18 protein-coding genes are annotated in these 21,585 nt (G+C 66.3%); 14 read left to right on the plus strand and 4 right to left on the minus strand.

Going from position 1 to position 21,585, the window contains the following annotated elements:
* Positions 1 to 19: 19 nt before the first annotated feature.
* Together BT115_RS10205 and BT115_RS10210 are read right to left on the minus strand one after the other, a co-directional pair.
* On the minus strand, positions 20 to 898 hold the full coding sequence (locus tag BT115_RS10205) for a methylated-DNA--[protein]-cysteine S-methyltransferase (RefSeq protein WP_255369402.1): 879 nt from the start codon (positions 896 to 898) through the stop codon (positions 20 to 22).
* A gap of 74 nt (positions 899 to 972) precedes the next feature.
* Positions 973 to 1,251: a hypothetical protein gene (locus BT115_RS10210; RefSeq protein ID WP_072322513.1), complete on the minus strand. Its 279-nt coding sequence runs from the start codon at positions 1,249 to 1,251 to the stop codon at positions 973 to 975.
* Positions 1,252 to 1,331: 80 nt separating this feature from the next.
* Between BT115_RS10210 and BT115_RS10215 the strand changes: the two genes are divergently transcribed.
* Positions 1,332 to 1,682 (plus strand): Rieske (2Fe-2S) protein, encoded by a 351-nt coding sequence (locus BT115_RS10215; RefSeq protein ID WP_072322514.1) that lies wholly within the window; start codon positions 1,332 to 1,334, stop codon positions 1,680 to 1,682.
* Here BT115_RS10215 and BT115_RS10220 read toward each other — a convergent pair.
* Entirely contained in the window at positions 1,679 to 3,496 is a 1,818-nt protein-coding gene (locus BT115_RS10220; protein ID WP_072322515.1) for an SLC13 family permease, read from the minus strand. The genes BT115_RS10215 and BT115_RS10220 overlap by 4 nt on opposite strands.
* Before the next feature lie 329 nt (positions 3,497 to 3,825).
* Between BT115_RS10220 and mltB the strand changes: the two genes are divergently transcribed.
* From mltB to BT115_RS10285, 13 genes are all read left to right on the plus strand, one after another.
* Positions 3,826 to 4,788, plus strand: a complete 963-nt coding sequence (gene mltB, locus BT115_RS10225) for a lytic murein transglycosylase B (protein ID WP_072323153.1) — start codon at positions 3,826 to 3,828, stop codon at positions 4,786 to 4,788.
* Complete coding sequence (locus tag BT115_RS18930; RefSeq protein ID WP_255369403.1) at positions 4,785 to 6,017, plus strand: septal ring lytic transglycosylase RlpA family protein; 1,233 nt, start codon at positions 4,785 to 4,787, stop codon at positions 6,015 to 6,017. Before mltB ends, BT115_RS18930 begins: the two co-directional genes overlap by 4 nt.
* 39 nt (positions 6,018 to 6,056) lie before the next feature.
* Positions 6,057 to 7,280, plus strand: a complete 1,224-nt coding sequence (locus BT115_RS10235; protein ID WP_072322516.1) for a D-alanyl-D-alanine carboxypeptidase family protein — start codon at positions 6,057 to 6,059, stop codon at positions 7,278 to 7,280.
* Between the two features lie 12 nt (positions 7,281 to 7,292).
* The gene (locus tag BT115_RS10240; protein ID WP_072322517.1) at positions 7,293 to 7,583 is read left to right on the plus strand and encodes a DUF493 family protein; all 291 of its coding nucleotides are present in this window, start codon (positions 7,293 to 7,295) and stop codon (positions 7,581 to 7,583) included.
* A gap of 287 nt (positions 7,584 to 7,870) precedes the next feature.
* A complete protein-coding gene (gene lipB, locus BT115_RS10245; protein ID WP_072322518.1) occupies positions 7,871 to 8,539 on the plus strand; it encodes a lipoyl(octanoyl) transferase LipB in 669 nt (222 codons plus the stop codon).
* Positions 8,540 to 8,552: 13 nt separating this feature from the next.
* A complete protein-coding gene (lipA, locus tag BT115_RS10250; protein ID WP_072322519.1) occupies positions 8,553 to 9,551 on the plus strand; it encodes a lipoyl synthase in 999 nt (332 codons plus the stop codon).
* Positions 9,552 to 9,580: 29 nt separating this feature from the next.
* A complete protein-coding gene (locus BT115_RS10255; RefSeq protein WP_072322520.1) occupies positions 9,581 to 11,911 on the plus strand; it encodes a carboxy terminal-processing peptidase in 2,331 nt (776 codons plus the stop codon).
* Between the two features lie 265 nt (positions 11,912 to 12,176).
* Entirely contained in the window at positions 12,177 to 13,040 is an 864-nt protein-coding gene (locus BT115_RS10260; protein WP_083527407.1) for a mechanosensitive ion channel family protein, read from the plus strand.
* 383 nt (positions 13,041 to 13,423) lie between these two features.
* The gene (gene aceF, locus BT115_RS10265; RefSeq protein ID WP_072322521.1) at positions 13,424 to 15,127 is read left to right on the plus strand and encodes a dihydrolipoyllysine-residue acetyltransferase; all 1,704 of its coding nucleotides are present in this window, start codon (positions 13,424 to 13,426) and stop codon (positions 15,125 to 15,127) included.
* A gap of 16 nt (positions 15,128 to 15,143) precedes the next feature.
* Positions 15,144 to 16,958, plus strand: coding sequence for a dihydrolipoyl dehydrogenase (gene lpdA / locus BT115_RS10270; RefSeq protein ID WP_072322522.1), 1,815 nt, complete (start codon positions 15,144 to 15,146; stop codon positions 16,956 to 16,958).
* Positions 16,959 to 17,212: 254 nt separating this feature from the next.
* Complete coding sequence (locus tag BT115_RS10275; protein ID WP_072322523.1) at positions 17,213 to 17,671, plus strand: REP-associated tyrosine transposase; 459 nt, start codon at positions 17,213 to 17,215, stop codon at positions 17,669 to 17,671.
* Between the two features lie 167 nt (positions 17,672 to 17,838).
* Entirely contained in the window at positions 17,839 to 19,164 is a 1,326-nt protein-coding gene (locus tag BT115_RS10280) for an APC family permease (protein ID WP_072322524.1), read from the plus strand.
* A 35-nt stretch (positions 19,165 to 19,199) separates the two neighbouring features.
* Positions 19,200 to 21,305: a beta-agarase gene (locus BT115_RS10285; protein ID WP_072322525.1), complete on the plus strand. Its 2,106-nt coding sequence runs from the start codon at positions 19,200 to 19,202 to the stop codon at positions 21,303 to 21,305.
* Between the two features lie 8 nt (positions 21,306 to 21,313).
* Here the strand turns inward: BT115_RS10285 and BT115_RS10290 are convergent, their stop codons facing one another.
* Positions 21,314 to 21,496, minus strand: a complete 183-nt coding sequence (locus BT115_RS10290; protein ID WP_072322526.1) for a DUF2061 domain-containing protein — start codon at positions 21,494 to 21,496, stop codon at positions 21,314 to 21,316.
* Positions 21,497 to 21,585 lie beyond the last annotated feature (89 nt).

Genomic DNA, 21,585 nt, shown 5'->3' on the forward strand with positions numbered 1-21,585 from the left:
CCAGCGAAACATTCAACGGTCAGGCTTGAGTCGCTTTCATGGCTCGCTCGGTGGCGAGCAACTGCTGCTTGATGTCCACGCCCCAGCGCCAGCCGCCGAGGCTGCCGTCTTCGCGAATGATCCGATGACACGGCACGAGCAGCGCCAGCCGATTGCTGCCGCAGGCGCGGCCGATGGCCCGTGCGGCACCGGGCACGCCGAGGATGGAGGCCAGTTCGCCGTAGCTCAGGGTTTCGCCGCGTGGGATGCGCGTCAGCGCGTCCCATACGCGCCATTGGAAGGCAGTCGCGGCCACATCGAGCGGCGGCATGGCCGGTGCCTCGCGGTCGCCCCAACCCAGTTCATTCGCCACGCGAGCGATCACTGCGTCGAGCCACTCCTCGCGGCCCTCGTCCACGCGTTCGCGCTCGGCGAGGGGGAATTCCTCGGCCAACCGGGCTTCCAGTGCCGCGTCGTTCTCGCCGAGCGTGACCGAGCAGATGCCTTTCGCCGTGGTCGCGACCAGCATCTGGCCGAGCGGGGTAGATGTCGTGGTGTAGCGAATCGAAGCGCCCGCGCCGCCCGCGCGGTAGCTGGCTGGCGTCATGCCCAGGCGGCGGTCGCTTTCCTCGTAGACCCGGCTGCCGGACCCGAAGCCCGCCTCGTAGACGGCGTTGGTCACCGCGGCGCCTTCGCGCAGGGCGGATCGCAACTGCCCGAACCGGCGCGCGCGGGCATATTCCGCGGGGCTGACGCCGTATCGGCGACGAAAGGCGCGTTGCAGGTGCGTGGGGCTCAGGCCGGCAATGGCGGCCAGGCTGGCGAGGTCGGTGGCGCCGTCATCGCGCTCCAGCGCGGCGCGGACGCGTTCTAGCGGATCGGTTGCGGCGGGGCGCATGGCAAGAGCCTGGTTGGGCATGGTGGCCTCCTTCTTCGTCAGGAAGCCAGCTTAGGCGGGGCGTCGCCCGGCCTCTATCCGCTTCTTGCGGCGCCTCAGCGGTGGGCCGGCTGCCGCTGATGGATCACCACGAATTCGCCTTCGAGCACGTTCGGATCCCGGGCGGGCGTGGGGCGTGCCGAGCCCTCGACGGGGCCGCGCGCGATCTTCCACTGGCGCACCGCCAGGAAGACCAGGCCGCCAACGAACAGCACACCGAGCACGACCACACCGAACACCAGCAGCATGGCGACCGCAGCAAGACCCAGCACCAACGAGAGGGCGCGGACGAGCGGGTTACGAGAGCGGCGGACGGGCGGGAAGACGAAGCGCATTGGTTAAAAATCCGTATGGCACAATGACATGCGTGCGAGCCTCTTTACCTTGGGGCATCCCATCCTCATAGACAAGTGCCATGACTACTACCGCCGACACTGCTCCCCTCTGCCTGCTGGCGGACATCCCCGACGGCGGTGCCGCCGAAGTCCAGGCCCCTGTGGGGGGCGAGGTGGAATCCCTGCTGGTCTATCGCCACGGCGATGAGGCCCGCGCGTATTACAACGTCTGCCCTCATGCGGGGCGGCGCCTGGATTACGCGCCGGGCAAGTTCCTCGTCCGCAGCGGATCGATCATCTGCGCCGCGCACGGTGCGACGTTCCAGGCGGATTCGGGGCTGTGCTTGCAGGGCCCGTGTCGCGGGGAAAGCCTGCGCGCGGTGCCGGTGATTGTCGCGGACGGCGTCGTGCGTCTGAGCGGTGGCGCCTAGCGGTACATCAGATTGATGGTGACCAGCGTCAGCACGAGGACCAGCAGCGTCAACGGCAGGCCCACGCGAAGGAAGTCCTTCGTGCGATAACCGCCGGGACCGGCCACCATCATGAGCGCGGGGTGACCCGAGGGCAGCAGGAAGGTGTTGGACGACGAGACCGCCACGATCAACGCATAGGCGGACGGATTGCCGCCCGTGCTTACGGCGACGCTGATCGCGATCGGCACCATCATCACCGTGGCGCCGACGTTCGACATCACCTGGGAGAACATCAGGGTCAGCACGGCGATCGACAGCTGCAGGGTCCATTGCGGCGCGTGGCCGAGGATCGCCAGGACCTCCTGGGCGATCCACGAGGCGGTGCCGGTGGAGTCCATCGACCAGCCCAGGGGGATCAGGCAGGCGGTGACGAAGATCGTCTTCCAGTTGATCGCCTTATAAGCCTCGTCCATGTTCAGCACACCGGTGAGCAGCATGCCCACCGCGCCCGTCATCATCGCCACCGAAAGGTCGAGGTGGGTGAACAGGGCGAGGCACTTCGCCAGGACGAAGAAACCTACGGCCTGCCAGATCTTGCCGGGGCGCTGTTCTTCCTTGGGAATGTCGGTGACCACGACGATGTCGCGGTCTTCCTCGGCCAGCATCAGGTCTCGCCACTTGCTGTGCAGCACGAGGGTGTCGCCTGCGCGCAGGCTGACGGAGCGCACGTCTTCGCGGAACACCTCGTCGCCGCGGTTCACCGCGAGCACGGAAATGCCGAAGCGCTTGCGCAGACGAAGCTCGCCCACGGTCTGCTTGATGAAGCGCGAGCTGGGGGGGATCACCGCCTCGGAAATACCCGCGCGGGTGGTGTTGAACTGCTCGCCGAGCTGGCGCATGCGCATCGACACGCGGCAGAGCTGGTTGTTGGCGAAGGTGTTGATGGCGTCGCGTGGCGCAAGCACGCCCAGGACGGTACCCACCCAGATCATCTGGTCGGACGGCGGAGCGACGCGGCTTTCGTTGCCGTTCTTGATCGCCAGGATCAACGGCGCGCCGTGCAACTGCTCCACCTCGCCGATGCTCATGCCGACCAGGGGGCTTTCGGCCGTGACCGTCAGCTCGGCCGTCTCGCCCGCGATGCCGTAGGTGTCCGCGAAGTAGCTTTCGGTACGGCCGGGGGTGACCTTCAGCCGGTCGTCCTCGCGCTCGGGCAGCAGCTTGCGGGTGAAGAAATAGAAGAAGAGCACACCCGCCGCGGCGAGCACCAGGCCGACCGGGGTGACGCTGAACAGGCCGAACTTCGGGATCGTGTGCGCGCCGGGCGGCAGGTTGCTGTTCGCACTGGCGATCAGGTCGTTGAGAACGATCAGCGGCGAATTGGCGATCAGCGTGGTGTTGGTGGCCGTGAGGATGCAGAAGGCCATCGGCAACAACAGGCGCGACAGCGGCACGCCGGTGCGCGCCGAGAGACGGCTGGTCACGGGGATCATCAGGGCGGCCAGCGCCTGGCTGGGGATGACTGCGCTGAACAGGCTGGTGACGCCGTTGACCACCACGCCCAGGCGTGACTCCACGCCTCGGGCCATGCGCATCACGAAGGCGGCGGTGAGGTTGAGCACGCCGGCGCGGTCGAGTCCGGCGCCCATGATCATGATCGCGATGATCGCGATGACGGCATTGCCGGCGAAGCCGTTGAACACCTGGTCGCCGGGGATCAGGCCGGTGAGGCCGATCGTGACCACGACGAGCAGGGCGACCATGTCCGCCCGGATCCACTCCAGAACGAGCATGAGCATGGTGAAGCCCACCAGGCCCAGCACGAGGATCATTTCGGGGGTGAGGGTCAGTGCCACTGGCCGGCAGTCCGGATCCGGTCGGTTGGAGCGTGCGGTGGCATGGTCGTGCCAGGCTGCGGATGTTGCCGCAAGAGTATACGCGTCAAGCGTGGATGCGGGCTGAAATGGCGCGCGTCGTGCGAGCCTCGTTGCGAGCGACGTCCTCGGCCTACGCATCGAACGGATGGCTTCCACGGCCTGAACGTTGCCCGAAGAGGGCCCCAGGTGTGCCGTAACTGCGTGTTACGCTTCGGCGCATGGATGAAGTTCTCGCCGCGCGACGCGCACGACCCGCACGCCTCCTTCCGCGCCTCGCCGGCGCGATGATCGTCTTCCCCCTGCTTTCCGCGACGGCGTTCGCCGAGACCCATCCGGGTCAGGACCAACTGGTGCGCGAGGTGGCGAAGGACACGGGCAAGAGCCGCGCCTCCTTGAATGCGCTGCTGGATGGCGCAAAGAAGCAGCAGGCGATCCTCGACGCGATCAGCCGGCCGGCCGAGGGCAAACCCTGGCGCGACTACCGTCCGATCTTTCTCACCGAACAGCGGATCGCTGCCGGCGCCGACTTCTATCGCGAACATCGCGCGCTGCTCGACGGCATCGGCAAGCGCTATGGCGTGCCGCCCGAATACATCGTGGCGATCGTGGGCGTGGAGACCTTCTACGGGCGCAATACGGGCAAGTGGAAAGTGCTCGATGCGCTGACCACGCTGGCGTTCTACTACCCGAAGCGCGCGCCGTTCTTCCGCGAACAGCTCAAGGTGCTGCTGGAACTGCCGCCGAATCACCTGGGCGGTTCGCTCGATACGTTGACCGGTTCGTACGCGGGCGCGCAGGGCTGGGGCCAGTTCATGCCCTCGTCGATCCGTGACTGGGGTGTCGACTACGACCGCGACGGGCGCATCGACATGAAGGGCTCCATGGGCGACATCTTCGCCAGCGTGGCCAACTATTTCGCGCAGCACGGCTGGGAGGCCGGCGGTCCGATCGCCATCCGGGCCCAGCCCGACGGTCGTGCCGTGCCGCCCGAGGTGCCAAAGGACTGGCGTCCCGTGGCCCCGATAGAATCCTTCGTCGCCAATGGCTTTGCGCCGTTGCAGCACGTGAACCCAGGGCGCGACGCGCAGCTCGTCCGCTTGGATGGCCCCAACGGCGACGAATACTGGTTCGTGTTCCAGAACTTCTACGTGATCACCACCTATAACCGCAGCCCGATGTACGCCATGGCCGTCGATCAGTTGGCTCAGGCAATCCGGGCGAGGGTCGGCGGGCCGGAGGCGCGATGAAGCAGGGCGCCACGACGCCCCGGCACGCCCGCTCGATGTGTCGCATCGTCCTGGTGGTGTTCGTGCTGGCCTTGCTCACTGCATGCGGCGGCGGCAAGAACAGCCGGCCCTCGTCTCGTGGCGGTGGCTCGTCGCCCTCGTCGTCGCGCAGCTACGACGACATCCGTCGCTCGCAGTCCAGCCGCTATCGCAGCAGCTCCGACAGCGTGCCGACCGCCATTCCCGACGTAAGCAAGCTGCCCGAACCCGTGCCGAAGGTCGAGCCGCGCGCGCTGTACGGCAACAAGTCGCCTTATTCGGTACTCGGGCAGACCTATACCGTGCTGCCCAGCCCGCGCGGCTACGTGGAACGCGGCATCGCGTCGTTCTATGGCAACAAGTTCCACGGCTACAAGACCTCGAGCCTCGAGGAATACGACATGTACCAGTTCTCGGCAGCGCACAAGACCTTGCCGCTGCCGAGCTACGCGCGCGTTACCAACCTCGAGAACGGCAAGAGCGTCATCGTCCGCATCAACGACCGCGGCCCGTTCCACGAGAACCGGATCATCGACCTGTCCTTCGCGGCCGCCGTGAAGATCGGCGTCTGGCCCAAGGGCACCGGACTGGTGGAAGTGCGCGCCATCGATCCCACCGACAGCGCGCTCCCTGTGGGAGCCGCTATAGCGGCGAAAAGCCCACGAAGCAGTGAAGCGCCAGTTGGCCCTACCCCGCAGCCCCCTGTGGGTAGCCCCGTGGGAGCCGCCATGGCGGCGAGAAGCCTACAGAGCGGCAAAGCGGCGGCGACCCCTGCACCGCAGCCACCCTCACCCCGCACGGTAGCTACCCCCGCGGCTGCCGCGGCCGCCATGCCGGTTGCCAAGGAAACCGAGGGATACGGCGACGGCAGCGTGGCCGGCATGACTCATGTCTCGCCGGCTCAGGCCCTGCCGCCGCCACCGGGTAGCACCTCCACGGTCCCGGCGGCCAGCATCACGCCGCCCGTGCCCGGCAAACCCAGCATCTATCTCCAGGTGGGCGCGTTCTCAGACGTCGCCAACGCCAACCGCGTGGCCGATCAATTGAACCGCGCAGGCCTCGGGCCTGTCAGTGTCGTCGAGACCGCCATCGGCGGTCGCAGCGTGCGACGGGTGCGGGTGGGCCCGCTGGCCGACGTGGACACCGCCGACCGAGTCACCGACCAGATCGCCGGCATGGGCCTGCCCAGGCCGCAGGTCGCGGTAGACTGACCTTCTTTTTTTTCCTGCTTTGACTGGACCGCCGAAACGATGAAGCTCTTGCCCCGTTCCCTGTTCGCCTTCGCCGCCGCTGCGCTCGTCGCGGGTGTGACCATGGCGCAGCAGCCCATGCCCCGTCCCTCCGTGGTGCCTCGCCCGGTCGTGCCCGAGGCGCCGGTGCCGCCGCCGCCGGACGTGGAAGGCAAGAGCTGGGTGCTCATGGACTACAACACCGGGCAGATCATCGCCTCGAAGGACCCCGACCTCCAGCTCGAGCCGGCCTCGATCACGAAGGTGATGACCGACTACGTCGTCTCCGCCGAGATCGGCAACGGCAAGATCCACATGACCGACCCGGTCACCATCAGCGAAAACGCCTGGCGCGGCGGTGGCGCCGGCACCGACGGCTCGACCAGCTTTCTCAAGCTCAACAGCCAGGTGCCGCTGAAGGATCTGCTCTACGGCATGATCATCCAGTCCGGCAACGACGCGGCCATCGCGCTTGCCGAGCACACGGCGGGTTCCGAGCCGGCCTTCGCGAACCTGATGAACGCGTACGCGAAGCAGTTGGGCATGACCCACTCCAACTTCCAGAACGCGTCGGGCTACCCCGTTGCCAATCACTACACGACCGCCCGTGACATCGCGGTGCTTTCCCGCGCCCTGATCCACGACTTCCCCGAGGACTACGCGATCTCGGCCGTGAAGGAGTTCGAGTGGAACGGCATCAAGCAGCACAACCGCAATCTGCTGCTGTGGCGCGACAACACCGTGGACGGCATCAAGACCGGTCACACCGCCGCCGCCGGCTACTGCCTCGCCGCTTCGGCGAAGCAGGGCGACGCGCGCATGATCGCCATCGTGATGGGTGCGAGCAGCGAGAAGGGTCGCGCTGACGCGGCGCTGGCGCTGCTCAACTATGGCTTCCGCTTCTACGAATCGCACAAGTTGTACGAGGCCAACAAGCCGCTCGCTACGCCGAAGCTGTGGAAGGGCGCCGAGAACACCATCGCGCTCGGCCTCACCGAAGACGCGCTCGTCTCGGTCAAGCGCGGCGACTACGACAAGCTCAAGGCCAACCTCGATATCCCCGCCACCCTGATTGCCCCGTTCAAGAAGGGCCAGCAGGTCGGCACGCTGCGCGTCACGCTCGATGGCCAGCCGGTGCTCACGGCGCCACTCGTGGCGCTGGCCGATGCGCCTGAAGGCGGCTTCTTCTCGCGCCTGTGGGACACGATCATGCTGTGGTTCCACAGCGACGGCGACAAGAAGTAAGGAGGCGCGACCATGCGCGAGATCGACTTCAGCGAAGCACAGAAGGATGGCAAGGGCTTCCAGTTCCCGGGGGAGTTCGAGATCACGGCGATCGGCAATGCCAACGCTGGCTTGGACAAGCACGTGCCGGTGCTGCTGCACCGTATCGGGCTGGAAGTGCTGCACGAGACGCTCTCCACGAAGCTGACGCCGGCGGGTAATTACCAGTCGGTCACGGTGAGCTTCATCGCGCAGACGCGCGAGAAGTACCTCGAAGCGCACAGCACGCTGCGTGCGGACGCGAACATCCGCTTCACGATGTAGCCTTTCGCGAACCCGTATCGCCAGCAGGCTGGCTCCCACCTGAGTCCTCGGGAACTGGCATCGCCAGCAGGCTGGCTCCCACCTGAGTCCTCGGGAACTGGTATCGCCAGCAGGCTGGCTTCCACCCGGTTCCTCGGGAACTCGTATGCCAGCGGGCTGGTTCCCACCATCCGCCGACGTAGGGGCAGGTGGTGGGAGCCAGCCTGCTGGCGATGGGTGCTCGGGACATGCTTGTATCCCTTGCCCGTCGCCCACAATTCCCCGACATCCCCCACGACCCTCGTCCCATGACCCTCCCCCTGAACGTTCGCCGGCTGGGGCGCGTCCCCTACGAATCCACCTGGAAGGCCATGAGCGCCTTCACGGACAACCGCACCGACGACACCGTCGACGAGCTGTGGCTGCTGGAGCACGATCCGGTGTTCACGCTGGGGCAGGCGGGGCTCGAAGAGCACGTGCTGTTCGCGGGCGACATCCCGGTCGTGCGGGTGGACCGGGGCGGCCAGGTCACCTATCACGGCCCTGGTCAGATCGTGGCCTACCCCATGATCGACCTGCGCCGCGTCGGCGTGGGTGTGCGCGAGCTGGTGAATCGCATCGAGCAGGCCATCATCGACACGCTCGGTGAGTGGAACATCGGCGCCGAGCGGCGCGAAGGTGCGCCAGGCGTGTATGTCGCTGGCGCCAAGGTCGCGGCGCTCGGCCTGCGCATCCGCCGCGGTTGCAGCTTCCACGGCCTGGCCTTCAACGTAAACATGGATCTCGAGCCCTATCACCGCATCAATCCCTGCGGCTACAAGGGTTTGGAGGTCACCCAGGTGCTAGACTTGGGCGGTCCGTCGGGGTTGGCGGACGTGGAAGACGTCCTGGTACAGGAATTCTGCAAGCAGTTTGGCTTCCACGCCGTGTCAGCCGATCCCATCCTTCCCGAACTCCCCGCCCGCCTTGCGGTCTGAGGCAGTAGCCGACATGAGCCAGACTCCCGCTTCCCCCTCCCGCAGCATCCCTATCGCCGTCGTCGATCGACCCGGTGAAAAAATGCTCGGCAACGACAAGATCGGGCTTAACCGCGCGAGCTTCGACACCACGCAGCCCGCGCTGCGCAAGCCCGGCTGGATTCGCGTGCGCCTGCCGCAGGGCAATGCGGTGCAGCAGTTGAAGGCTCGGCTGCGCGAGAACTCGCTGGTCACGGTGTGCGAGGAAGCCTCCTGCCCGAACATCCACGAGTGCTTCTCCAAGGGCACCGCCACCTTCATGATCCTCGGCGAGGTCTGCACCCGTCGCTGCTCGTTCTGCGACGTGGCCCACGGCCGCCCGCTGGCGCCGGACCCGCTCGAGCCGGCACGCCTGGCCGAGACCATCCGCGACATGCGCCTCAAGTACGTGGTGATCACCTCGGTCGACCGCGACGATCTGCGCGATGGCGGCGCCGAGCATTTCGCGTCGTGCATTCGCGCGGTCCGCCATGCCAGCCCGGACATCCGCATCGAGATCCTCACGCCGGACTTCCGCGGCAAGGGCCGCATGGAGCGCGCGCTCGAGGTGCTGAAGGACTTCCCGCCGGACGTCTTCAACCACAACCTCGAAACCGTGCCGCACCTCTACCGCGAAGTGCGTCCGGGTGCCGACTATCAGTGGTCGCTCGATCTGCTCAAGCGGTTCAAGGCGCAGCACCCGAGCGTGCCGACCAAGTCGGGCATCATGCTCGGCCTGGGCGAGACCATGGAGCAGGTGCTGGAGACCATGCGGGATCTACGCGCCCATGACGTCGACATGATCACCATCGGCCAGTACCTGCAGCCCACGGCGCACCATCATCCGGTGGTCCGCTACTGGACGCCGGACGAATTCGAGGCGCTGCGCGTCGCCGGTGAGGACATGGGTTTCTCCCACGTCGCTTCCGGTCCGCTGGTGCGATCCTCCTACCATGCCGACCTGATGGCGCACGCCGCCGGCGTCGTCGAATAACACGCCCAACATACCGAGGCCCCGACTACATGACTCTTCGCCCCGCGTTCGCTCTCCTGCTGGCCCTTTCGGCCGCGGGCGCCCAGGCCCAGGCCGTCGCATCGCCGCAGCAGCAGCCCGACAAGGCCGCACCGGCGAACACGGCGGCGCCGCAGCCCAAGGACGCGTCGGAAGCGGCCACGTCGCCGGAGCCGCAGCGCAAGGAGTCCAGCCTGCCGTTGAAGCCGACGCAGGCCGAAGCCCAGGCGGCGCAGTTGTCCGCGCGCTTCCTCACGCGCTTCCACTACCAGGCCCAGCCGCTCGACGACGCCATGTCGGCCAAGATCTACAAGGCCTACATCGAGTCCCTCGACAGCGAGAAAGTCTTCTTTACGCAGGAAGACCTCGCGAAGTTCGAGCCGATGAAGACGCAGTTCGACGACGCGATCTGGAACCAGGATCTCTCGGCGCCGTTCTCGGTGTTCAATCTGTACGTCACGCGCGCCGTCGATCGCATGAACTACGCGCGCAGCCTGCTCAAGCAGGGCTTCGATTTCAGTGGCAAGGAAAGCTTCAACTTCGACCGCAAGAAGGCTCCGGCACCGAAGAACCAGGCCGAGCTGGATGACGTGTGGCGCAAGCGCACGATGAACGACTGGCTGCGCCTGAAGCTGGCGGGCAAGAGCGACGACGACATTCGCAAGACGCTCGACAAGCGTTACGCCACCTACATCAGCCGCGTGCGCCAGTTGGACGACGAGGATGCGACGCAGGCGTTCATGACCGCGTACGCCAACTCGACCGATCCGCACACCGACTACCTCGGCCCCCGCGCCGCGGACGCGTTCGACATCGCCATGCGTCTGTCGCTGGAAGGCATCGGCGCCGTGCTGCAGGCACGCGACGACTACACCACCATCCGTGAACTCGTGCCCGGCGGCCCGGCCATCAAGTCCGGCAAGATGAAGCCGGGCGATCGCATCGTCGCCATCGGCCAGGGCGAGACCGGCCCCATGGTGGACGTGGTGGGCTGGCGCCAGGACGACGTCGTCAAGCTGATCCGCGGCAAGAAGGACACCACCGTCCGCATCGAGATTCTTCCCGCCGATGCCGGCGTGGACGGCAAGCACGAAATCGTGACCCTGGTTCGCAAGAAGGTCACGATGGAAGAGCAGGCCGCTAAGTCGAAGGTCATCGACGTGAAGGACGGCGACGTCACGCGCAAGATCGGCGTGATCGAACTGCCCACGTTCTATCAGGACTTCGGTGCCCGCCGTAACGGCGACGCCAACTTCAAGAGCGCCACGCGCGACGTCTCCAAGCTGCTGACCGAGTTGAAGGCGCAGAAGGTCGAAGGCGTGATCATGGACCTGCGCAATAACGGCGGCGGTTCGCTCAACGAGGCCACCGAACTCACCGGCTTGTTCATCGACACCGGCCCGGTCGTGCAGGTGCGCGATGCCCGCGGTCAGGTCGACGCCCAGGGCGACGACGCGCCGGGCATGGCGTGGGACGGCCCGATGGCGGTGCTGGTCAATCGCGGTTCGGCATCGGCATCGGAGATCTTCGCCGCCGCCATCCAGGACTACGGCCGCGGCATCATCATCGGCGAGCCGACCTTCGGGAAGGGCACCGTGCAGAACCTCGTCGACCTCGATCGGTTCGGCAAGGCCACCACGGGCGAGGACGCGAAGTACGGCGAACTCAAGATGACCATCGCCGAGTTCATCCGCATCAACGGCGACAGCACGCAGCTGCGTGGCGTCACGCCCGACGTGCAGTTCCCGCAGAACGGCGACGCGAAGGAGTTCGGCGAGTCCACCTACGACAACGCGCTTCCGTGGCGGCACATCGATCCGGCCGACTACAAGCCGGTCGCCGACCTGAAGCCGATCATCGGGCCGCTCAATCAGAAGCATCAGGCACGCGTCGCCAACTCGCCCGCATGGAAGCTCATGCTCGACGAGCTCGCGCAGTACCAGAAGCTGCGCGACAAGACCGACATCTCGCTGAACTTCGCCGCACGTCAGGCCGAGCGCAAGCAGTACGACGCCATGCAGGCGGACTTCCGCGCCCGCCGCAAGGCCATCTTCGGCGGCGATGGCAGTGCGACGGATCTCGGCGACGATGCCAACTCGACGGACGACGGCCTCAACGCCAACGAGCGCAGCATCAAGTCGGAGATCAAGCAGGAAGCCGAGGCCAAGAAGGCCAAGGACACCCCGCTCGACGAAGCCGCCCACATCGTTGGCGACGAAGTGGCGATGATCAAGGCCGATCCGAAGCTCGCGGCGGAAGTGCTGCCGTACGGCGGTCGCAAGATCGACGCTCCGCAGACGGCGCAGGTCCCTGCCAAGCCAGCAGCCGGTACCACGCCGTAAGAAAATGGGCGCCGCAAGGCGCCTTTTTTCTGTCAGCAGTGTGCGTACACCCGGTAGGTACCGCCATGACGGGGGGGAGTCTGGCCCATGGCGCGGCTAAACCGCTTCGTAGGCTTCTCGCCGCCATGGCGGCTCCCACATTCGGTAGTGGCCTCGCCGCTATAGCGGCTCCTGCCGAACATGGCGGCGGGCGTGGTTCTCACCACGTCGGCACATCAATGCTGCTAGCCTCGACGCGCTCTTTTTTTGCACGAGGCCAGGACACATGATCGATTTCCTCGACCGCCTGCACATCGACCACGCGATGCGCGAACTGATTCTTGCCTATGCGGTTCGCATCGGGCTCGCGATCCTCCTGTTGGCGGTGGGCTTCTGGATTGCCGCGCGCTTGGCCAACGTCGGACGTCGCGCGCTGGAGCGCGCCAGGGTGGACGTCACGCTCGCGCTGTTCCTGCGCAACGTGATCTACGGCGTGTTGCTGGCGCTGCTCTTCATCCAGGTGCTCGGCACCGTCGGCATCCCCACCGCATCGTTCATTGCGGCGATCGGCGCGGCCGGCCTGGCCATCGGTCTCGCGCTCAACAGCTCGCTGTCGAATCTGGCCTGGGGCGTGCTGCTGATCCTGTTCCGTCCGTTCCGCGTGGGTGACTTCGTGACGGTCGGTGGCGTGGACGGCACGGTCGAAAGCATCAACCTCATGCACACCTATCTCATCACGCCCGACAACCGCCAGGCCGTGGTGCCCAATGCCAAGGTCGGTGGCGATGCGATCATCAACTACAACGTGCGCGGCAAGCGCAGGTTCGAGCTGAAGGTGGGCATCGGCTACGGCGACGACATCGGCAAAGCGATGCAGGTGGTCCGCGACCTGTTCGCGGCCGATCCGCGCGTGCTCAAGGACCCAGCCCCGGGCGTCTGGACGGAGAGCCTGGGCGATTCGAGCGTCAACCTGGTCATCCGTGGGTGGACCGTGGTCGCCGATCTATGGGAAACGCAGACGACGCTGCTGCGCGGCATCAAGGAAGGGTTCGACGCCAACGGCATCACCATCCCCTATCCGCAGAGCGAGATTCGCGTGGTGGGGGCGGCGCCCGATGCGGAGCGGCATCCGGTACAGCCGCCGAACTGATCGCGGCGTTCTCGCCGCCGCATCGCCAGCAGGCTGGCTCCCACCTGCCCACCGCAGCGGTGCTGGGAACCTGCTGGCGATGGCGATAACCCCAGCCCCAGCCCAGCCCAGCCCAGCCCAGCCCAGCCCAGCCCCAGCCCCAGCCCCAGCCCCAGCCCCAGCCCCAGCCCCAGCCCCGGTGGGAGCCAGCCCCGGTGGGAGCCAGCCTGCTGGCGATCCCGCGATAGCGGCCATCCGCCCCAACGACCGTTTGAATCGAGGAAAACGAGTCCCGGCGCGGCTCTGAGGGATTACAATCGACCGGTTGCGCCGCAGCACGGCGCCCATCTTCCCCCGCCAGCGGGTCCGTCTCCCCGCAAGCGCCTGTTTTTCTAGGAGGTTCCATGGCCGACGTCAAAGAAGCCCGCGTCCCCGATATCGGTGGCAAAGCGGTCCCCGTCATCGAAATCATGGTCAAGGTCGGCGATCGCGTCGAAAAGGACCAGAGCCTGGTGACGCTCGAATCGGACAAGGCCACGATGGAAGTGCCGGCCCCGTTCGCTGGCGTCATCAAGGAGCTGAAGGTCAAGGTCGGCGACGAAGTCGACGAAGGTGCGGTCATCGCGTTGGTCGAGGCCGAAGGTAGCGCACCCGCCGAGGCTCCGAAGGCCGAAGCCCCGAAGGCCGAAGCCAAGCCCGAGGCGCCCAAGGCCGCTGCGGCGCCTGCGCCGGCCGCCGCCAAGGCGCCGTCCGCGTCGAAGGCCTCCGGCCCCGTCGACGTGAAGGTACCCGACATCGGCGGCAAGCCGGTGCCGATCATCGAGATCATGGTCAAGGTGGGCGATCGGGTCGAGAAGGACCAGAGCCTGATGACGCTGGAATCCGACAAGGCCACCATGGACATTCCGGCGCCCGCCGCGGGTGTCATCAAGGAGCTGAAGGTCAAAGTTGGCGACGAGGTCAACGACGACGATCTCATCGCCATCCTGGAAGGCGAGGGCGGTGCAGCCGCGTCGGATGACGCGCAGCCCGCGCCCTCCATCGACAAGCCGGGCGTGTCAGAAGCTCCGGCCGTTGCCCCGCAGCGGGCCGCCGCGTCGGCTTCCGCACCGAACGCCGATGTGCCCGCAGGCGGCGCACCGCGCACCCCGCCGGTCGCTTTCGACGCCAGCGTGATCATGCCGGCCAATGCCCCGTACGCCAGCCCCGCCGTGCGCGCCTTCGCGCGCGAACTCGGCGTGGACGTGGCGCAGGTGAAGGGTAGCGGCCGCGGTGGTCGCATCCAGCGCGAAGACGTCTCCGCGTACGTGAAGCAGGTGATGACCTCGGGCGTGGCGCCGGCATCGGCGGGTGGCACGGTTGCTGCCGGTAACGGGCTCAGCCTGCTGCCGTGGCCGAAGGTCGATTTCTCGAAGTTCGGCGAAGTGGAAGAAAAGCCGCTTGGCCGCATTCCGAAGATCTCGGCGGCCAACCTCTCGCGCAACTGGGCGATGATCCCGCATGTCACGCAGTTCGAAGACGCCGACATCACCGAACTGGAAGCCTTCCGCAAGAAGCTCGGTGAGGAAAACAAGGATCTCAAGATCACCCCGCTGGTATTCCAGATCAAGGCGGTGGTCGCGGCGCTGAAGAAATTTCCCACCTTCAACGCGTCGCTCGATGCGTCGGGCGAAATGCTCACGCTCAAGAAGTACTTCCACATCGGCATCGCCGTGGACACGCCAGATGGCCTGGTGGTGCCGGTGATCCGCGATGCGGACAAGAAGGGCCTGCTCGAACTCGCCGCCGAACTGGGCGAGATCTCGAAGAAGGCGCGCGAGAAGAAGCTCACCGCGGCCGACATGCAAGGCGGCTGCTTCTCGATCTCCTCGCTCGGCGGCATCGGCGGTACGGCGTTCACGCCGATCATCAATGCGCCGGAAGTGGCGATCCTTGGCGTGTCGAAGGCCGCGATGAAGCCGGTCTGGAACGGCAAGGAGTTCGCGCCGCGCCTGATGCTGCCGCTGTCGCTTTCGTACGACCACCGCGTGATCGACGGCGCCCTGGCCGCGCGCTTCGCCGTGTACCTCGCCACCCAGCTCGGCGACATCCGTCGCCTGTTGCTCTGACGACGAGGACACGCGCATGGCTAACACGATCGAATTGAAGGTTCCCGATCTCGGCGGCTCGCACGACGTGCCGGTCATCGAGATCCTGGTGAAGGTCGGCGATACCGTTGCCAAGGACCAGAGCCTCATCACGCTGGAATCCGACAAGGCCACGATGGATGTGCCCGCGTCGCAGGCCGGTACCATCGTCGAACTCAAGGTCAAGGTGGGCGACGAGGTCAACGACGGCAGCGTCATCGCGCTGATCGAAGCCGACGGCGACGCCGCGCAGCCGGTCGCCGCGAAGTCGGTAGGCCAGAGCGCGACGAAGGACGCGCCGACCCCGCCGATTCCCTCCCCGGCACCGCCTCCGCCGAAGCCGGCGGCGTCCGCGCCGTCACCCGCCGCACCGCAGGCGGCAGGTGATTCGGGCCGCAAGGCCGACATCGAATGCCAGCTCGTGGTGCTCGGCTCAGGCCCGGGTGGTTACACGGCGGCTTTCCGCGGCGCCGACATCGGCCTCGACACGGTGCTGGTCGAACGCTACGCCACGCTCGGCGGCGTCTGCCTCAACGTGGGCTGCATCCCGTCCAAGGCCCTGCTGCACGCCGCGGCGGTCATCGATGAAGCGGCGGCGATGGAAGCGCACGGCATCGCCTTCGGCAAGCCGAAGATCGACATCGACAAGCTGCGTTCCTTCAAGGAAGCCGTGGTCGGCAAACTGACCGGCGGTCTCGCGCAGATGGCGAAGGCGCGCAAGGTGCGTACCGTCACCGGCGTGGGCACCTTCGTCTCGCCGCACGAAATGGAAGTCCAGACGGCCGAAGGCACGAAGCTGATCCGCTTCCAGAACGCCATCATCGCGGCCGGTTCGCAGTCGGTGAAGCTGCCATCGTTCCCGTGGGACGACGAGCGCGTCATCGACTCCACCGGCGCGCTCGAACTGCCGGACGTGCCGAAGAAAATGCTCGTCGTCGGCGGTGGCATCATCGGTCTTGAAATGGCCACGGTGTACGCCGGCCTCGGTTCCGAGGTCACGGTGGTGGAACTCGCCGATCAGCTCATCCCGGGTGCCGATGCCGACCTCATCAAGCCCCTGCAGGGCCGCATCGCCAAGCGTTACAAGGGCATCCACCTGAAGACGAAGGTGGTCGAAGCCAAGGCGAGCAAGAAGGGCATCGAAGTCACTTTCGAGGGTGAGAGCATCCCCGAGACCACGGTGTTCGACCGCGTGCTCGTGTCGGTGGGCCGCTCGCCCAACGGCAACAAGATCGGCGCGGACAAGGCAGGCGTGGAAGTCACGGAGCGTGGCTTCATCCCGGTCGACCGCCAGATGCGCACCAATGTGAAGCACATCTTCGCCATCGGCGATCTCGTGGGCCAGCCGATGCTGGCGCACAAGGCCACGCACGAGGCCAAGGTTGCGGCGGAAGCCGCAGCGGGCGAGAAGAGCTTCTTCGATGCGCGCGTGATTCCGTCGGTGGCCTATACCGATCCGGAAATCGCATGGGTCGGTGTCACCGAGCGTGAGGCGAAAGAGAAGGGCTTGAAGATCGGCGTGGGCAAATTCCCGTGGGCGGCTTCGGGCCGCGCGATCGGCATCGACCGCACCGAGGGCTTCACCAAGCTGCTGTTCGACGAGGAAACCCATCGCATCGTCGGTGCGGGCATCGTCGGTCCGCACGCGGGCGATCTGATCTCCGAGCTTGCGCTTGCGATCGAGATGGGCGCGGAAGCCGGTGACATCGGCCGCACCGTCCACCCGCACCCCACACTCGGCGAATCCGTCGGCATGGCGGCCGAGGTGTACGAAGGCACGATCACCGACTTGTACATCCCGAAGAAGAAGTAAGCCGCTGACGCGAACGCTGCGGATGTTAGGCAGCGTTCGCGGCTTCGCATGGTTTGAGAAGCCACATTCCCCGCGCCCGTGTGGGAGCCGCCATGGCGGCGAGAAGCCAACAGCGCGATGAAGTGGTGAGGTAACGTTCCCTCGCCGCTGTAGTGGCTCCTACAGTGCTGTGCAAGATGGCGCTTGCTCCCACCTACACGATCGCTGCCTGATGACTGGCAGCGTTCGCGGGTCCCCCGGCTCATCCTCGCGGGATGGCCCTCACAGAAAACTCCCATCGCTTGCGTGCCGGGCGCGTTTCCGAGCCAGGACGCGTCTACTTCGTTACCGCGGTCACCTGGAATCGGACGCCGCTTTTTCGCAACGTCCATCACGCGCGCGTCGCATCGCGTATCTGTCACCGGTCGAGCACTTGGCCACATGCCACGTGTCTTGCATGGGTGCTGATGCCGGACCATTGGCATGGCCTTATCAAACTGGGCGACGAAGACCTGCACCGAGTGGTCGGCCGATACAAAGCGGCCGTATCCCGCGTCATCAAGCGCGCCTCAGAGCGTGAATCGCCAGTCTGGCAGCGCACGTTCCACGACAGGGCACTGCGCCGCGAGGATGACATCAAGGCAGCCGCCAGGTACCTGATCGCCAATCCGCTCCGCGCCGGACTCGTCGAACGGATCGGTGATTATCCCTATTGGAATGCGGTGTGGCTTTAGAGGCGGGGTTCCGAGCTCGAGTGTGGGAGCCGCCATGGCGGCGAGGCAGACTAGCCCCGGTGCGGCAAGATTTACCTCGCCGCCATGGCGGCTCCCACAGCGGGGCACGATGGGTCTAGCCGGCGTGGCGGCTCGCCCTGGGTCGCGGCTTATGGCATCGTCGGCGGATGCCAGCACCTCAGCCAGCTCATTACCTCCGTCGCCTCGGCATCTGGGATGCCGCGATGATCGTCATCGGTGGCGTCATCGGCGCGGGTATCTTCCGTACGCCGGCCACCGTCGCTCAGCTCACGCGTTCCGGCACCGAAGTCATCGTGCTGTGGACGCTCGGCGGCCTGCTTACATTGGCCGGCGTGCTCTGTTACGCGGAGCTTGGTGCGCGACGCCCTCAGGCTGGCGGTACCTACGTCTATCTGCGCGAGGCGTTCGGTCAGCTTCCCGCGTTCCTGTTCGGCTGGACGATGGCGCTCATCAACTATCCGGGCAGCGTCGCCGCGGTCGCCACCACCTTCGCCGACTACGCCTGCCGCGCCCTGGGACTTTCGCACGACTGGGTGAAACCGCTCGCCGTCGGCGCGATCAGCTTCATCGTCGCCGTGAACCTGTTCGGCATCCGTGCGGGCGCCTGGGTGCAGAACACGTTCACGGTGCTGAAGCTGGGTGCCGTGGCGCTGCTGATCGTGGTGGGGTTGTTCCTCGCCCAAGGCCATCTCGGCCTCGCCTTCGCTGCCGATCCGACGCATGACCTGCCGGTCGGCACCGTCGTCGGCGCGCTGCTTCCGGCGTTGTTCGCCTACGGCGGCTTTCATTACCTCAACGACCTCGCAGGCGAAGTGCGCGACCCGCAGCGAACGCTGCCGCGTGCGCTCGGTCTCGGCATGGCGAGCGTGGTGGTCTGCTACGTGTTGGTCAACGTCGCCTATATGGCGGGGCTTGGTCATGCCGGTCTCGCCGCGAGCACCGCACCCGCTGCCGACCTCATGCGTCACGTGTTTGGCGAATCCGGTGCCACCATCATCGCGATAGGCATCGCGTGTTCCACTTTCGGGTATTGCAGCATCGCCATTGCCGGCGGTGCGCGCGTGCTGCAGGTGATGAGCGCGGACGGCATGTTCTTCCGGCCCATCGCGCGTATCGAGCCCCGCACGGGTGCGCCGCAGATGGCGCTGGTAGCGCTCGGCGGCTGGGCGATCGTGCTGATTCTGTCGGGCAGCTTCAACGCGCTGCTCAATTACACGACGGTAGGCGAGTGGTTGTCGCATGCCTTTGGCATCGCCACGATCTTCTGGTATCGCAAGAAGTTGAAGAGCGAGCCGTCGCCGTACCTGGTGCCTGGCTATCCATGGCTGCCGATGATCTTCACCACGACCGTGCTCTGCGTGATCGCCGCCACAGCGTATGCCGCGCCCGGCGATGCGGGCATGAGCCTGGTGATCATCGCGCTCGGTGTACCGGTGTACTACTTCTGGCGGCGTCGCACGCGGGTTCACTGACACCTATCCTTCGCCTTACGTAAACGAGTCCACGCATGCGCCTGCCGATTGCGTTTCTGTTCGCAAGCACCGCTTTGTCCGCGCAAGCAGCCACGCTCGATCTCTCGCATCCACCTGCCACGCTGCGCACCACGGCCCGCGATGCGACGCTCGATCCGACGCCGCGACCCGCGAGCGGTGGCGAGACACTGGTGGCGTTGACCTTCAAGCCGGCGCCCCATCCCTCGCTGACGCTGGCACCGCAGCAGGGTGCTTGGGCCTGGCCCGCGAACGGCACGCTTCGCCTGCGTGTGCAGAACGGTATGCCGTGGCCGGTGACGTTGACGATCGACGTGGCCTCTGGCGCGAAGCACCTCACGACGACCGTGGGTCTGCCGCCGGGGCCGCCACAGACGGTGTCTGTGCCGTTGCAGCCCACGTCGCCGCGCGCGTTCGGTATGCAGGTCGGCCCGCCGATGCCGTTCGATGACGCGGGTACGCCGCGACTCGTGGCGACCGGCGTCGACGGCGCCATCGATCCTGCTGGCGTGACCTCGGTGACCCTCTCGACGCCGCAGCCCGGCGCAGCGCAGACCATCCTCATCGGACGGATGGAGGACGTGGCCGGCAGCGACGATCTGCGCCGCGCTTACACCGGCATCGTCGATCGCTATGGGCAATACACCCGTAGCACGTGGCCGGAGAAGATTGCCGACGACGCATCGCTCAAGACACGCGCCAGCGCGACACTAACGGCCACGGCGAGCACCCAACGCGATCGCTACGGCGGTCGCATCGATCTGCCGGCGATGAAGGCCACCGGTTGGTTCCGTACGCAGAAGCAGGGCGATCGCTGGTGGCTGGTGACGCCGGAGGGGCACGCGTTCTTCTCGCTCGGCGTGAATGCAGTCAACAAAACCGACGGCCGCACCTACGTGCAGGGCCGGGAGTTCATGTTCGCCGAACCGGCCGCGGCGAACGGCCCGTTCGGTGGCACGTCCGACAGTCGCAGCGATCAGGGTTCGCAGCGCGACAACGGCATGAATCACGGTCGCTGGTGGGACGTCTATGCGAACAACGTCGCGCGCTCGCTGGGTGGCGGCGCCGATGTGGAGACGGCTTGGCGACGCCGCACGGTCGATCGCCTGAAGGCGTGGCGCTTCAACACGCTCGGCAACTGGAGCGATCCTGCCTTCGCGAAGGACCCGCGCATCGCCTATACCGTGCCGATCCTGATCCGCGGCGATTTCAACACCGTGGGTACCGGTTTCGACTGGTGGGGTCGCATGCCCGATCCTTTCGATCCGCGCTTCGTGAAAGCAGTGACAGCCGCCGTGGCGGCAGCGACGAAGGGCGTGCGCGACGATCCCTGGCTGCTGGGTTACTTCGCCGACAACGAACTCGCCTGGGCGGGTGTCGGCCCGCAGGGCCGCTGGGCCCTTGCAGCCGGCACGCTCGCGCAGGGGCCGGAGAGCCCCGCGAAACAGGATTTCCTCGTGTATCTCAAGCAGACCCACGGCGACGTCGCTGCATTCGCCAAGGCCTGGGGCGTGTCGGTGTCATCGTGGAACGACGTTGCGGCGAAGGGCTTCAAGGCCCCGGACCCGAACGAGGCGTATCCCGCCATCGCTGTGGACGAGATCGCTTTCCTGCGCCGCTATGCCGACCGTTACTTCAGCACGGTCGCGCATGCGCTGAAGCAGGCCGACCCGCATCACCTGTTTCTCGGCGGCCGGCTCGCCGTGCGTACGCCGGAAGTCGAAGCCGCCAGCGCGGCGTACGCCGACGTCACCAGCATCAACACGTATACCGACCTGCCCGAGCACGGCTTCGACGTGGCCGCGTTCAAGCGTCTCGACAAGCCGGTGATGATTACGGAGTTCCACTTCGGCTCGACGGACCGCGGGCCGTTCGGTGGCGGCGTGGCGTCCGTCGCCAGCGAAGCGGAGCGCGGCAAGGCCTATGCGCGTTTCGTGAATGCTGCCGTCGCATCCGGCCTCATCGTCGGCACCCACTGGTTCCAGTACGTGGACCAGCCGGTCACCGGTCGCGTGCTCGATGGCGAGAACGCGCATATCGGGCTGGTCGGCATCACCGACATCCCGTTCGAGGGTTTCACCCGCGCCGTGAGCGAGACGAACGCTCGCGCCGGCGGCAAGTAATCCGTGGATCAGGCGGCGCGTGCGACCGGAAGGTCGTGGCGCGTGTGCTTGACCAGGTCGCGACCCAGCGCGAACGCGATCGGCTCCGCGATGCCCACGAGTGTGCTGACGGCGAGGTTCTGGTTGACGGCGTAACTCATGGAGAACGCGATGCTGAAATGCGTCGCGGCGTATTTGATTTTCCGGGCCATGGCAGGGCTCCCAATAAGAATGACTCTCATTATGGGGTCGCCCATGCTTAAGTCCAACGCATGGTTTGGATGGCGCCCATAGGCGATAA

Origin of the sequence: Luteibacter sp. UNCMF366Tsu5.1, from assembly GCF_900119235.1 — a bacterium.
GTDB classification, from domain to species: Bacteria; Pseudomonadota; Gammaproteobacteria; order Xanthomonadales; family Rhodanobacteraceae; genus Luteibacter; species Luteibacter flocculans.